Origin of the sequence: Erythrobacter sp. AP23, from assembly GCF_001542855.1 — a bacterium.
In the GTDB taxonomy this organism is placed as follows: Bacteria; Pseudomonadota; Alphaproteobacteria; order Sphingomonadales; family Sphingomonadaceae; genus Qipengyuania.
In genome coordinates, this window is the sequence record NZ_LNBY01000020.1 from 82,490 (window position 1) to 97,345 (window position 14,856).

General features: G+C 57.8%; 10 protein-coding genes. 1 reads left to right on the forward strand and 9 read right to left on the reverse strand.

The genetic code is table 11. The annotated features are described in order from the left end of the window. Nucleotides 1-17: 17 nt before the first annotated feature. From ASS64_RS15670 to ASS64_RS15710, 9 genes are all read right to left on the reverse strand, one after another. Nucleotides 18-3,422, reverse strand: coding sequence for a TM0106 family RecB-like putative nuclease (locus ASS64_RS15670; protein WP_067696572.1), 3,405 nt, complete (start codon nt 3,420-3,422; stop codon nt 18-20). Then, nucleotides 3,419-5,596: a DEAD/DEAH box helicase gene (locus tag ASS64_RS15675; protein ID WP_010236953.1), complete on the reverse strand. Its 2,178-nt coding sequence runs from the start codon at nt 5,594-5,596 to the stop codon at nt 3,419-3,421. Before ASS64_RS15675 ends, ASS64_RS15670 begins: the two co-directional genes overlap by 4 nt. Then, nucleotides 5,593-6,897: an ATP-binding protein gene (locus ASS64_RS15680; protein ID WP_067696577.1), complete on the reverse strand. Its 1,305-nt coding sequence runs from the start codon at nt 6,895-6,897 to the stop codon at nt 5,593-5,595. The genes ASS64_RS15675 and ASS64_RS15680 overlap by 4 nt, the downstream gene beginning before the upstream one ends. 3 nt (nt 6,898-6,900) lie before the next feature. Then, nucleotides 6,901-9,429 (reverse strand): TerB N-terminal domain-containing protein, encoded by a 2,529-nt coding sequence (locus ASS64_RS15685; protein WP_083508422.1) that lies wholly within the window; start codon nt 9,427-9,429, stop codon nt 6,901-6,903. Between the two features lie 106 nt (nt 9,430-9,535). Further along, complete coding sequence (locus ASS64_RS15690) at nt 9,536-10,078, reverse strand: 3'-5' exonuclease (protein WP_010236961.1); 543 nt, start codon at nt 10,076-10,078, stop codon at nt 9,536-9,538. Further along, on the reverse strand, nt 10,078-11,241 hold the full coding sequence (locus ASS64_RS15695; RefSeq protein ID WP_067696580.1) for a hypothetical protein: 1,164 nt from the start codon (nt 11,239-11,241) through the stop codon (nt 10,078-10,080). The genes ASS64_RS15690 and ASS64_RS15695 overlap by 1 nt, the downstream gene beginning before the upstream one ends. Further along, nucleotides 11,241-12,137 carry an ATP-binding protein gene (locus ASS64_RS15700; RefSeq protein WP_010236966.1) on the reverse strand — a complete coding sequence of 299 codons (897 nt, stop codon included), beginning with the start codon at nt 12,135-12,137 and terminating at the stop codon, nt 11,241-11,243. Before ASS64_RS15700 ends, ASS64_RS15695 begins: the two co-directional genes overlap by 1 nt. Continuing rightward, nucleotides 12,134-12,628, reverse strand: coding sequence for a hypothetical protein (locus ASS64_RS15705; protein WP_010236968.1), 495 nt, complete (start codon nt 12,626-12,628; stop codon nt 12,134-12,136). Before ASS64_RS15705 ends, ASS64_RS15700 begins: the two co-directional genes overlap by 4 nt. 3 nt (nt 12,629-12,631) lie before the next feature. Beyond that, nucleotides 12,632-13,576: a CBASS oligonucleotide cyclase gene (locus ASS64_RS15710; protein ID WP_067696583.1), complete on the reverse strand. Its 945-nt coding sequence runs from the start codon at nt 13,574-13,576 to the stop codon at nt 12,632-12,634. A gap of 215 nt (nt 13,577-13,791) precedes the next feature. Here ASS64_RS15710 and ASS64_RS15715 point away from each other — a divergent pair, with 215 nt between their 5' ends. Beyond that, nucleotides 13,792-14,856, forward strand: coding sequence for an XRE family transcriptional regulator (locus ASS64_RS15715; RefSeq protein ID WP_010236972.1), 1,065 nt, complete (start codon nt 13,792-13,794; stop codon nt 14,854-14,856).

Sequence of the window (14,856 nt, forward strand, 5' to 3'; positions counted from 1 at the left end):
CAGCCGGTTCAGCGAATTCAAGGTTTATCGGCAAACTCACGATATCGGCAGAACGCATTTGCAAGTTGCATTTGTCTCGGCGTGCGGCACTCGGCTTCGAAGACTTGCGGAGAGCCAACCAGGATCGTCACGCATTTTGCGCGGGATGTCGCAACGTTGAGGCGATTGAGACTGTAAAGAAACTCAATGCCTCTCGGAGCGTCCGCATGCGAAGAGCTGGCGAGCGAGTAGATCGAAATCGGCGCTTCCTGCCCCTGAAACTTGTCGACGGTTCCGACACGTGCTTGCGGCAAGCGCTGCTGAATTTCGAAGACCTGGGCATTGTACGGCGCGATGATCAGAATGTCATCGCGTCCGACGGGATGCTCTTCCCCATTCCGGTCAACCCAGGTCGCTCCTTGCTGGAGGATGTCGTCTACCAAGGCTGCGATAACATCGGCTTCCTCGGGAGAGCAGTTCTGATTGCCTTTGTGTTCGACGGGCAAGAAGCGTAGCCCCGTGCCCCCAGCGATGCCGTTGGCATTGACGCGTTGCCCAGCCGTCTCCTCCTTCGAATCAAGCTTGCCCTCATAGAAGAGTTCTGAGGTGAATCCGGAGATATCGGGATGCAGTCGCCAGGTAACGTCGAGGAACAGTCCTTCGTCAGTTGCTATCGTCTGTTTCCCCGACAAGAGATGGTCCAGACCCGAACATCCAGTGCCGTCCGGATGGCTTCCCTGCATTGGTTGGTCGAGCTGCTGAGGATCACCAAGCAAGACCAGCGTTTTGGCTGCCTGCGAGACCGCGAGCACATTTGCGAGGGACATCTGCGCAGCCTCATCGACGAAAAGAACGTCAAGACATTCAAACGCGTCTTCGGTCGACCACAGCCACGCTGTTCCGCCCGCAACCTGGCAATCGCCATACAAAGCGGAGAACACCTCACCGTTACTCTTTTTGGCAAAGCGAAGGCGGTCGGTGGCCTCTTCCTTTGAACCCCCTTTCGGCTTTTGAATGCACACAAGCGGCGTGGAGGTTTCCTCAGCAACCTCAATAACCTTGTCGAGAAGGTTGCGGATCACATCGTGGCCATTGGCCACGATCCCTACCTTTTTGCCTTGCTTCACCAGCTCGCAGATCATGTGCCCGCCAGTATGCGTCTTGCCAGTTCCGGGTGGTCCTTGGATCGGCAACACGCCTGACGCAACTAGCGGTGCAATCCGCACGCCGGCGGCCAGCGGCGTTTCGCCGTCCATCCTGATGGGCGCATCGCCTCCGGCTTGCGGGGCCACGCGCATGAGCATGTCTCGGGCAGGCCGGTAGGCATCGCCGTCGAACATGCCATGCTCGCATACATAGCGTGCCAGTCGAATAAGCGATTCCTGCATGGGCTTCGATGAAACATGCTCGTGGACGAAGATTGCTTCGGGATGCTCGCTCGCCATGGCGGAGGTCTTCTTGATGTCGACAGTCCGGAGGCTGCGGGAAATGTCCTCGACAGAACCGACCGATTGGCCGCCCTGGACCTTAATTCCCTTGCCCGGGCGAATGTCGGCTTCCTGAGCTGGAAAGCTGTAGCGGTCGATCGGACATTTTGCCGTTCCACCCACCGTCTCGATGTACTGCAGACCCGAGAGGCCCGCGCGCTCATCCAGCAGATCTTCTGCAGAAAGGTCGCACAGGCGGAAGTATTCCCACCAGCCTGCCTTCTCCTCGCGGCGATGCCATTCGAGCAGGTTCGCCAACAGCCAACGACCATGCTCCTCGGCCGACTGATCGGCCGGATCAACCTGCACTCCATCAGTAAGTTGCTCGATCAACGGCGTGATCAGCTCGAGCCATTCGGAGAGGTTTTCGCTTGGTGCGCCATCGGCGATCTCGGGACGTGCAATGTCGGCTCCCTGTTCGACCAATTTCTGCCGCTGCACTTCCAGCCAATCGCGCAAGTATCGCGTCGCAACGCAGTCATCGCGGTTGTAAGCTTCGACGGTCGCGCGATCCTCGGCCTCGATCCCTGCGGGATCGTTCGCTTCGAGGCACAGCTGAAGCCGCGTCAGAGCCTGGTTCGCGTCGGGCAGTTTGGCATCGCGTTCATAGCCGAAGAGAGGCTCGAGCTTTTTTATCGAATAGCTTTCGACGCCAGCGCGAATTGCGTGCCGCACGACGCTGAGAAGGTCGACCAGAACCTTGCCGCGCAACAGCCGATCGAGTTTATCCTCGCGGGTGGCATAGCGGCCCATGAGGCGCTTGAGCGCTCCCGGCTCGTATCCCCCGTAGTGATAGACATGCAGATTGGGATAAGTTTCCAGCCGCGCGATAACGAAATCGATGAAGGTTTCGAATGCTGCCTTTTCTGCCTCGCGATCGAGCGCCCAGAGCCCCTGATAGCGCTTCTCACCGCCGTCGATGTAATGAAAGCCATGGAGGTATTCGAGACCGTGCTCTCCAACAAAGGGATCACCCTCGAAATCGAGGAAGATATCTCCTTCATCGGGCTCGGGCAGGCAAGCCAAGCCAAATCCGGGGGCTGGTGCAAGGCGCTCGAATTTCAGTTCTCCTGCAAGACGGCTTTCCAGCTGAACGCGGGCCTGCTCGCGAACGCGCGTCAAGCTTTCGAGCGAGCCGCGTTCTGGCTTCCAGGACAAAGGCATGGCGAGTTCGGCAAGCTGCGCACCCGTGGTGACCCCGTGCTCCTTGAGTTCGGCGATCTGAAGGCTCGAGATCCCTGCCACAAGACAAAGATGGTCATCGTCGCGCCGTTGCTTGTCGCAGCGGGTGCTCCACACGCAGATATCGCAATGCGCGGCCGGTTCCGGATATGACTCCTTCGGATCCCCGCAAGCGAAATTGGCCGCCATTCCTCCCTTTACCTGGCGGTAGTATGCCCCGAAATCGGAGACGCGATAGCGCTCGGGCACAAAATTGGTCCAGGGCGGAACGACGTGCGCAAACTCCGGCATACGGCCCTGAACCTCGCCGATAAGCTCGGAATAGAGGCAAAGCTGGAGAACCGTCCCGCCTTTGGTTTCGCGGGCCAGCTTGGTGTCGACAGCTTCATAGGACCAACCGCCGAGATCGCTCGGCGTATCGACCTTCCGGAGGATGTCAGCGCGACCGACCCATGCGCCCGAACGCAGAGCGCCCTGCACGATGACGTCAACGCCTGCGCGCATGGCCTTGTGCGTCGCCGCAACAGCTTCATCCTTAATCTCAACACCGTCGATACGCACGACGTGCAGCCCGAGGGAGGCCAAGTGCTCGACATAGTCCTGCTCATGTTTAGCCCCGCGTTCCCACAGAGCTTCGAGCAGAGGATCGTAGTATTTGGGTTTCGCCAGCTCACCCTTGGCAACGGCGTGTTCAAGACCAATCAGGTGCCGACAATTGAGGTAGCCGACCAAATCGGTTGCGCTGAAGCGAAGCTGATTTCCGACGACTTTCAAGACTGATCTCCAAGAATTGACGCTGCCAAATTCGATAGACACCCGGCATCAAGCCTTGAGGAAAGGGCATCGCGTCGAAGTAAGTCTTCAGTCAGGTGGGGATGGAACTTCTCGAACAACAGGTTCGGTGAATGAGCAAATAGGTCCACCTCTTTGCCATCTGCCAGAGCTGAAAGTGCGTCGATCAACTCCGGACTTTCGTCCTTCCCAAACACTTCCAGAAACCCGTCGTGTGTCTGCACGGTGAAGCCGTTGGCGCGAAGGGCGAGTGCCAAGGTCGTTGTCCGAACGGAACCTGTTTTGGTCGCTATGACAGCAGCGTTGTCGCTGAGCTGCGCAATCCTTCCGGGGACAAATTGCAGTTCGGTGTAATTGCTGCGTGCCTCGTCGAGTAGCTCCAGCGCAGTCGCATCAAGATAGATCGAGCGCTTTTGGCCTTCTAGAACATCGAACATTCGCTCGATCACCCGGTCATGGATGTTACCAGGGTCGCCCCCAAAGATGGGCGGCACTCCCGCTTTCGCCGGTGCAACCAGGATGACACGATCCCGGTCGAGAACTTCCTGCACCAGCCAGCGCCTGCCCGAAAAAATGAGAAGCATTCCGGGCGCAATCATGTTGTCGATGGGGAGCGTTCCAAGCTCCTTACCGCCGGAAATCAGCCGGTATTCCTCGGGTGTCTGAAATACTGCGTAGAAGCTATAGTGCTCGACCAGCTTCTCGCCATTGGCACCGAGCAACAGAAGGCCATCGCTGGCTTGCTCAATGAGCGCGACCTCCGGTTGCCCGAGTGCTCGCAAAACATCCAGGAACAGCTGGGTATCGACCTGACGGAATGGTCCGATCTGGCAGAGAATCCCGTAGAGTTGCTGCGCACGTATTCCGCCTCGCTCGGCGATCACTGAGAGGATTTGGTGAACGAGGGTCGAAAGGTGAAGGGCCTCGCGTTGCGGCGGTTCGCACCAGCCTTCCAAAAGCAATTCGATCATCGCTATGGCCCGCACCATCCCAAGGCGAAGTCGGTCCGAGAAATTGCTCGTCGGCGTAAGCTTCGCCTCGACTGCGTATTGTCGAAGGATGGCTGGCTTGCCCGGTCGCCGCCCTGATCGGCCAAGCCTTTGCCTGAGCGATGCGACGCTGAACGGTGCGCCAATCTGGCCGACACAGGTCACATCGCCAATATCGATTCCCAGTTCCAGCGTGGAAGTGCAGATGGCAGTTGTCGGCGCAGTACCATCTTTCAGGCGACGTTCGACGAAGTCTCGATGCTCGCGCGATAGGCTGGCGTGGTGAGGGTAAAATTCCTGCGGCAGGTATTCCTTTTCGCAAAGTGCGCGCAACCGATCTGAGTAGATTTCAACGGCCTGACGCGCACCGCCAAAGACAAGATTGTCGCTGCCTCTCAGATGTTCGAATAGGTGCTGCGAAATGGCATCCGTCGCTGAAGGGCTTTCATCGTCCTTGTCGCCAGCAACGTAGCCACGGAGCTGAAGCTGCAATTCGGCTGATCCGCCCTCGGCAATGACCTGTTCGACTTCATCAGGGCTGTCAGGACGAAGATAAGCCTTCGCCAGCTCCATATCTCCGAGTGTGGCCGACAAACCGACCCGGCGAATAGGTCTCTTTAGAGCAATTTCGAGGCGCGTGAGAAGCGAACGCATCTGGATGCCGCGCTCACTGTCGAGGACCGAATGCAATTCATCGAGAATGACTGCGCGCGTTGCGCCAAACAGCTTCGGAATCTCCAATCCGCGTCGAATGAATAGCGCTTCAAGGGATTCCGGGGTAATTAGCAGCACGCCCCTCGGTCGCTTGGTAGCCTTAGCCTTCACCGATGACGAAACGTCGCCATGCCACGGCGTGATAGGCAAATCTGTATCGCGACAAATGTCTTCAAGTCGGCGCGCCTGATCGGTGATGAGCGCCTTCAGCGGCGCGACATACAGAACATCAAATCCGGAGTCCTCACTGGGTTTATCGAGCACTTGGGACAGTAGCGAGAGAAACGCGGCTTCAGTCTTGCCTCCGGCGGTGCTGGCAGCGACAATCAGGTCATGATTGCCGTCCATTAGCACGTGCGTTGCGCGCGCCTGAATATCGCGCAATTCCTTCCAGCCTTGCTGACGTATCCATTTCTGGATTGGTCGAGCCAGCTTGTCGAATGCCGTGCTCACAGTCGGAAGCTGGCTAGCTCGTCGCTCTCGGGAACAGCGCCAACGCTCTCATCCACGTCGCTCATGTCGTCACCAGAATCCTCTGCCACGTCGAGTTCTTCGATGAGGTCCGACCATTCAACGCCGGGGTTTTGTTCGAGCACGGCCAGAAGATTCACGAAAGCTGTGACCGTGTTGCGGGGGGTTCTGAAATAAGCTTCCCCGATCCTGTCCGAGCAGTGTGCCATGAACGCTTCCAAGGCGTTGTCTGGCAGGATTGTTTCATCGCCCTGCATGACGGCGCGAATGTTGGCTAGGAGCACGAACAGGTCTTCAGGTGTAAGGCTAGCTAGTCGAATGACCGGCCCGGAGAGATCGACCAGTCCGTCACGCGCAAAGGTGTTCTCTGCGAGGCGAGACTGGAGGGCGTCATAGCTGTAGAGGCCGCGCCGCGTATTCATGAGGAATTCCGGCGTTCCTCCCATGAGGAACCCAAGGTTCTCCGCGCTTCCTTGCAGAACGTCGTTCAGGATGCGCAGGATTTGCTCATAGTTGGCATTGCGGGCCTGCGATGAAGTCAGCTTGTAAAGGTTGACCATCTCGTCAAGGCCAACGAGCAGGCCCTTGTAGCCCGCTTCACAAACAAATGCCGACATCAGTTTGAGGTGATCGTAGACGCTGGCGTCATTGACGATTGTGCGAACACCCAGAGCCTTGCGAGCATCGGTCTTCGTAGCAAATTCGCCGCGCAGCCATCGGATCGCTGCCGATTTGAGCTCTTCATCGCCGGTTTCATGTCCCTCCCAATACCGGCGGATCACCTGCGCGAAGTCGAAGCCTCCTGTCAGCTCCTCGAAATGGGCAAGGCGCTGGCGAATGATGTCATCTGTCGATTGTTCTTGCGCCTCGGCATCGTGCTGGGCCTGGCTGACAAAGCGTTCGACAACATTCGACAATGCACCACCATCTGGCTTGGTCCGGGTGGCAAGATTTCGCGCCATCTCCGCGTAGAGGCCCCGTGCTTGCCCGCCGGTCGCGTGGATGCGTCGATCCGGGGCAAGGTCGGCAAACATGACGACCAGTCCCTTTTCGAGCGCCACAAGCCGGATCAGGTTCATGAAAAAGGTCTTGCCGGAGCCATACTCGCCGATGATGAAACGAATGGCTGAACCGCCATCGGCGATCCGGTCCATGTCCTTCACGAGTTCCTCGATCTCACGTGCTCGTCCAACCTGGATGTGCCGAAGCCCCAACTTGGGAACAACACCGGCGCGTAGCGCCTGAACGATGGCGTCGCGCTCGCGCGGCTTCAGTCTCGACATGAATTAATCCCCCTTCGCCATCTCGGCCCTCAACGTATCGGCTATGTCCGGCGATACGTCATATCCGTCATATTCATCGAGCAAGGCCTCATCGAACTTCTCGAAAGCCCATTCGTTTACTACCTCAAGCGCGCCAGACGGCATGAGGCCTTGCTTGCCGACGATCTCGTTAAACTCTTCGTCGGTCCAGTGTTCGCGCTGGATTATCTGCTCCACAAGCAACGCGTGCTTAGGGTCGAGGCCAGCCATTGATGATGGAAGAGCATGTGCTGCGGTGACCTCGTCGCTCACGTCTTCGTCGGTCGAAAAAATCTCGCCCAGTACGCTTGAAACGCGCCTGGTGTCATTTCGAATAGCGGCAATACGCGCTGCATCGAGCGAAGCGGCTTTGGCTTTCGGCTCGTCCGGTATTTGTTCGCCTGGTGCTTCCGCTTCAGCGGCTTTGACGCGAACCGGGCCGTCTGGCACGTCGCCAGCATGGAGGTCGGCGTAAACGAGGCCAGCATCGATCCCCAGAGCCTTGTAGATCTTCTCGATGCAAGCCACTTCTTCGGACTGAATCACGCTGTCAGCGTGGGCTATCGCGACAACTGCCGCGCGCAGGGCCAGATGATGCTCAGCGTCCGCATCTTTCAGCTTGCTGCGCAGCCATGACATGTCTGGCGGAATATCGAGATACCATTCGAGGTTGGCGTGGAGACGCTTTCTTTCAAGCTCGGTCAGGCCGCTAACAGCGTCGATCTTTTCACGGAGTGCTCTGCGTTCGGCTTCCACAATTTTGCTGTCGGCATGTGCGACGAAGGTCGCCAGCGCTAGTTCAAACAATTCGGTTCGATAGGCCGGGGAGACGTCTTCAAGCTGTTCGACCGGCTCGCCGAGTTCGAAGATCACAACGGGTTCGTCGATCTTCGGTCCGCGCAGCGAGAATCTTGGGTCTGGAGCCATACCGAACCCGATACGGGCGAGTGCATCCGCTGCGCCAGTCAGGTTCCGCTTGCCGAGCTTCTTCGGCGTTTCTCCTTCCAGGCGCGAGATCACATCAAGTGCTGGGACCAGCCCGCCCGTCGCTACTTGCTCGCGCGCCCAATCCTTGAGTTCTTCCAACTCGTCCGACGGGAACAGACGCCACAGCTCAGCAGGTAGGAGCGCCTGTGCTTCAATGCTCCCGCGGCCATCTGGATTTCGTCCAAGATACCGGCTGAACTTATCGAGTTCATCCATCGCCTCATCTGCGATTTTTTGTGCTGTCTGTACCGGCGACCGCAAATCAGTAACGTCGGGAATCGTCACATCTCCGCCATCTCCTGCCGTGAGATTGACCGAGCAATTGAACTCGCTGGATGCAGCACGATAGTCAATTTTCAGAAGCTTGCGAGGCGTTCGAACTTTCAAGCCATCAGGATAAAGCGCGTCGAACTTCAATTTGAAAAGTGCCTTGAATTCGTTGCCGCAACGCTCGGCTGGAGTGCGAAGGCGTCGCTCTGGGTGGCAATGCAGCCAGAGATGCAGCCATTCGGCATCAAAGGCTTTGCCTTCGGCTATCATGCCGCCGAGCGCGAACTTCAGCGAAAATGGCAAATCCCAGCTACGGTTCTCAAGGATCGTCTGCTTAAGTGTCGCATCATCCAAGGAGATGCCGCCCATCGCCATGATACGCGCGATGTCGAGAAACTCACCGAGATACCTTTGGGCGGAGTAATTGTGGGCGAAAAGAGCCTTCAGACGTTCCACCTCTGCAACGATTTCCTGCTTCTCATCGTCGGGTGGTTGGTCGATCAGAAACCTGCGCTCCAGACCATAGAAGAACAGGAACATGTAGCCTGGGTTGATCGTCCCATCTTGGCGGCCACCAGCCAGCCAGTCGAGATAGGTGGCCCTGCACACGGCAGGAATGCTCGAGTACCCCGGCCAATATGGCATGTTATCGCCAATCTTGTCAGACCCGGACCGCGCGACGGATAACGATGGGTCGATGTAGGCCCGACAGCTCTCGCCATAGTAAGATGAGCCAATACGTGGTGGTTTGCCGACGTAGACCATCCCATCGATCGTGCGATCTGCAATGGTGACGGATTGCCCTTTGCGCACCCAACCTTGCGACCTTGGCAGTGGCTTTTCCTTCGGCTTTTTTGACTGCGAATGCTGATTTAGAAATTGGTTCGACTGGCTTTGCCGCGCCAGTTTTTCAGCTGCTCTTCGTTCCGCCGCTGCTTCAAGTTCGGCTCTCGCTTGCTGCCCAGCCCGGATAAGCTCGGCATTGTTCTGCCTTGGCTGGTATGCTCCGAGTTGGCTCAGTTGTTCGTCTTCTCTCCCCAGCGGGACAGGGCTATTTGCGAGTATCTCTCGCTCTGAGATTTTGGTTGCGCGACGCTTTTCGTACCACCAGATGAAAGCAATCGGCGCGAGGAGTGCGAACAATGCTTCAAGCGCATCGGGTAGACTGTCCAATGCAATTGCCGCGATTATTACGCAAACAAAGAAAGAGACGACGTAAAGCCCGATAATGCGGATGATTTTCCAGACAATCGACATCCTTACTGCCTGCCATTTTGCGGATGAGAGGTCACGCTGATTTTCTGTTCGCAGAGCTACTCCTGACCACGCACGTTCGTATCACCCGCAATGACATCTCGTTGTGTCACCTCTTCGTGCGCGCCAAACGGAAGAGTTCCGCCTGTGCGAGCGCATCGTTGAGCGGATCGTGATCGCCTTCCAGGGCTGCACCCAACTGCTTGCGCATTTTGCTTGAGCGCGTCGCCTCCCAGCTCGTTCCGGCAGATCCCATGTAGTAGGCCTTGATGTCGAGAGCGGTGAAGCCGAACGGATTTCGGCGAAGAAAACGGTGAAAATAGTAGTTCACGAAGGACCAGTCGAAGGGCGCGTTGAAACCGACAAATATGGGGGTGCCAGTCTCTCCGGCCATCTGGCCAACCCAGATCTCGAAGCGCTCCATAGCTTGGACGGGTTCGAGCCCGGTGTGTTGCAGGATCTCGAGCGACAAGCCACTGACCTCAAGCGCCTTGGGATCGGCCCGATCTGTGATCGGCTTCAGTAGGCATTCGAAATGCTGATCGGGTCTATCGACGGCGCATGCACCAATCGACAGTAGACTGAATTCACCGGGGATCGGCCCCGATGTCTCAACATCGACCGAGATGAATATCTCCTCGGACGCAATCATCAGATCAAAGGCTCTGGGGAAACCAGGGGCGGACGATTACGAATCGCCTGCCAGTGGGTTCGAAATGCATCCCGACGCTCCTTCAGCGATAAACTGTCATCCCAAAGTAGGCCGGAAAAGGTCGTGATGTCGAAAGGCAAGTCCGTGCCAGCACGCCCCATTACCATCGTCGGTAGCGCGCGCCCGAAAGCATAGCCGAGTTCAAGAAAGCAATTGGGGCGCCCGCCGGTGATGTCGGCCAGTACCACTCTGCTACGATGAAGCTTTTCGAAAATCTCCTGGTCGACGCGAGAATAGTCGAAGGCCTGTTCGCCATCGATCACGACAAGACGATAGCCCAATTCGCCCTCAATGATTGGGCGAACGACGGTCTCAAAATGGTCTTCGACCGGGCGATAGTCCGGGTGCTTGTCATTGAGTAGCCGGACAGCGAAGGCCCGTGGCGGATCCAATGCTTCGAGCAGATCGATAAGCTGATTAACTCGCTCGTCGACTTTCTGCCGTGCCGGAAAGCGGATGCGATTAAGCCAGGCATGCGAATTTTGGTCGTCATTTGTGCGGAACAGACGTTCTGCTTGAGCGGGCTGCAGCCCGAACCGATAGAGCTGGCGGGCCCCTTCATAGTCTGCGGTGAGAGGAAGATCGAGCGGTATCACTGGCTTGCCCACAGCATGATAGAGATTGGCGAGATAGAGCACTCCCTCACCGCCGCCGAGCGTGATCAAGATATCGCCTGATCGCGCCTGGATTTCCATCCGCTTGCTGTTCATGTTCCATTGCGCGGCGTTTTCGATCTCGACCAGCGGGCTATCGCGCAACCGATCCCACAGCTCGGCCTGATCCTCGGGGATCTGGTCCTCGGTCTTGTAGTGCTGGACCGCGATCGCGAGCGGGCCGGGAATGTCGGCTGGGCGCTGATCGAGATTGGCATGAAGCGTTTGCCAGACAAGCCAATCGAAACAGACGGGCATGCTGTCTGCTTCGCGGCGCTTGTCGACGTCAATGGGAATGACAAAGTTGGCGCCGCGCTTGATCAACGTCTTGACAAGATCTTCGACCAGCTGCCGTGCGGTTTCGACATCGGTCTTGGCCGCAATCTCCGGATCGGCGCTGATGCTTCCGGCAATGTGAATGCGTCGTCCGGCGAGCGGCAAGCGGGGCATCAGCGATCCTCCATGATCGGTGAGGCCTTCAGGCTGTGCGCTGCCTCGATCAGGTGATGGAATTTTAGCGCCTGCGCCGGAAAGGCCATGGACAAGGCGCGGGGATAGAGGCGGGTGCGAATGTCCGAATAGGTCCATGTGGGGTTATCATTCTGCTCGCCCGTCACCTCAACAAGTGCCTCTAGCTGCTTTGCGTCGAGGTCGAGCGCGCCGAGGTCCATTTCGAACAGCGCCTTGCGTTGCTCTGCGTCCGGTCGGCGAAATTCCTCTATAATCGCTGCGCGGCGCTGCAGGGCGGGGTCGAGGACCGAGAGGCGGTTGGTGCAGAGGAAGATCACAACACGGCCGCCATAGTCGCGCAGACGATCAACGCCTTGTATGAGCGTATTAACTGCCACCTTGTCTTCATGGTGGCTGTGCTCCTGGGCGCGGGAGGCACCAAGACTGTCGCCCTCGTCGATGATCAGAATGGCGCGGCGATGCTTGCCGGCCGATTGAGCGACCTTGTGGAAGGCATCGGCCAAGAGCGTGCCCATTTCACCGACGAGGCCGCCACCACGAACGCGGTTGCTGAGCTTGAAGAGGATCGAATCCTCGCTGCGGGACTCGGCAACAAGGCGATTGGCGATACATTCAGCCATAGCGGTCTTCCCGGTGCCGATATCGCCATGGAATATCACAAGCGGATATTGTTCGGCGACAAGCTCGGCCACGGCAAGCTTGCCTTTGTGATGCTTCTTGTTCCACGCCTGAAGTTCGCCGCTGTTGAGCAACAGGCGCAGCTGGTCATGAATTTTATCGAAGCGGGGCTTGAAGCCCAGCAGGGTCTTCTCCCGCGCGAACAGCAGTTCGTCGGGGAGCGCCGTCTCATTCTCGAAGGGACTTGGTTCGCTCATGCTGCCCAGTCCTTGCGCTGTACGCCATAGCTGTTGCTGGCATAGTCGCGCCCACCCTTGTTGGTCAGCATCCAGTGGCTGGTATCGTCTGTCGACTTAACCCAGTTGATGTCGAGCTTGGACTTCATTCTGGCGCGCGCTGCGTCGTCGTAGTCACTCGTATAGGAGAGGATGATGCGAAGGTAGGAATTGGCGATACGGGGCCACAAAACCCCGCCGGGGCGGCTCGACGTCCAGCTTGAAGCGTCAGTATTGACCTCGAAGCGCGTGGCGCAGATTTCGGTGTCGCCGGTGAAGAGGGTGACATCGACGGATTTGAGATAGCCTTCCTTGGCGAGCAGCTCGATGTCGTGCGCATATTGGCGCGCCTTTTCGGGGGTCCATGCGCCCGTACTATCACCGATCATCATCAGGTCGGCGCGCACTCGGGTGACGACCTTCTCGATATCGGCCGTGGTGTAAGTGCTGGTCCTGGTTGCGGTCAGGCTCATGGCTTAGTCCTCCGTCTTGAAGCGCGGGCCGAAAATCTCTTTCCAGACCTCATTGTCGTTTTCCGCCGAGGCGAAGCTGGCAGTCTCCCAAGCCTCGTTCGCCGCCGCGACGATGTCGCGCCGTTCCTGCTCGGACAGGCGGCTGGCTACATTGTTCTGACTGGACACCGGATCAAGGATCACCACCGGGTCGTTGAACTCGCCGAGCGGGAGGGTGTTTTCAGGAAAACTGATCTCGTCCAGGAGACCCGACTGGGCGACGTAGAGCAGGAAATTGCGGAAGCGCTGGTCGATGCTGCCGCCAGTGCCCTGCTTATCGAGCACATGGGCCATGATCAGTTCGATGGTAAAGGATTTGAGCTTGGTGATGCCGTGGTGGTTGCGCCATTTCTTGGCCATGCGCACGAGCGTGCGAAAGTCGCCGTCCGCATCCTTGCGGTCACGCACGAACTTGATCTGGCCAGGTGCGCAGGTCTCGACCGGATCGCCGGTTTGAAGGTCGAATTGCGAGCCATAGCCGGGCCGTTCAGGATCTTCGATTACCGGCACGATGTCAACGCTGAGGCCGGTGCCAGCGAAAGTGACGGTTGCTGCCTTGCGCTGGATTTCAAAGTCTTCAACCGACTTTGTCGGATATTGCTTGATCAGCAGTTCGTAGATCGTGTCGTTGAGGCTTTGCAGGGTTTCCTGGTCCGCATTCTTGTCGGCGATATACACCACGACATCCACATCAACCGGGTCGACCGAAGTCTTGCGCAGGATGGTGTATTTGGCGAAGGAACCGGCCTTGACGACCTTGGTGATCTTTACCTCGGTCCGGTTGCGCAGCGACTTGCACAATTCCGTGACCAGGCGGTCGACCTGCTCGTGATATTCCTTGCGTTTGTCCGCCGGCAGGCGAAGCACATTGTTGTCGTAATAGCGTAGCGCGGTATTGCTCAATGCCATCTTGGGCACTCCCTGAACATTCGCGCGCTGGCTCGCCGTTTGCGCCGGTATTGGGTCCCGGCCGCGGGGCGCTTCATCGCGCTTTGGTTTACAAACCCGATATCTTCGGATCTCGTAATCGCGCATGTAGGAAGGCATTAACCCGTTTCAAGGGGTTTTGGTTTACAAAAATATTTCTATATGGCAGTTTGTAAACTGCATCGCAGGAGGTCGACATGATAGGACGCAAGCTCAAGGTAGCGCGCTCGGCCGCCGGCCTGTCGCTGCGCGGGCTCGCCGAGGCGATTGAAGGCCGCGTATCCGCCCAGGCCATCGGGAAATATGAGCGAGATGAGGCTATGCCGGGTTCGGGTGTGCTGATTGCGCTTGCCGACGCATTGGGCGTGTCAGTCGACTATCTGCTGAGCGCGGAGGAACTCGAGCTCGAAGGGGTCGACTTTCGCAAGAAGGCGATTGCTTCGGCGCGCGAGGAGGCCCAGCTCGAAGCGCGCACGATCCATATGCTGGAACGCTATCTGGCAGTCGAGGATATGCTCAACTTGCGCAGCGTGGATTGGGAACAGCCGCGCAGTGCGCCGCATCCGGTTGCAGATTTGCGGGATGCGGAAGACGCAGCGCGCTCGGTGCGCGAGGACTGGGGACTGGGCAATGATCCCATTCCCAAGCTGTCGGAACTGCTGGAAGAGCGCGGGATAAAGGTGATGTCGCTCGATCTCGACGACATAGACGGGCTGGCCGCCAAGGTTCGACGCAAGGACCGGGCTGCCTCACGAGTGATCGTCATCAAAAAGAGTTCGTGGTCCGAGCGCAAGAGGTTCAATCTTGCACATGAACTTGGCCATATGGTTCTGGCGCCCGAAGGCGGGATCGACGAAGAAAAGGCAGCGCATCGCTTTGCCGGTGCCTTTCTGATGCCGGCCGATGTGCTGCGTTCAGAGGTCGGCGCTCATCGATCGTCAATCAGCATTGGTGAACTTGTTGCTCTCAAGGAACGATTTGGCGTGAGCATCCAGGCGCTGGCTTATCGCTGCAAGGACTTGGGTATCTTGAGCCAGGCGTCGCTGGGAAAACTGTTCCGCATATTCGCCGAGCGTGGTTGGCGCTCGCCCCCTTATGAGGAGCCTGCGCGGATGGAACCTGAAGAAGAGGAGCCTCGCCGGTTCGAACGGCTATGCTATAGAGCATTGGCAGAGCAAGTAATTGGTGAGGCTCGAGCAGCTGAACTGCTCGGTATATCCGTGCGCGAGCTTGATGCGCGACTGGATCAGAATATGGTGTAG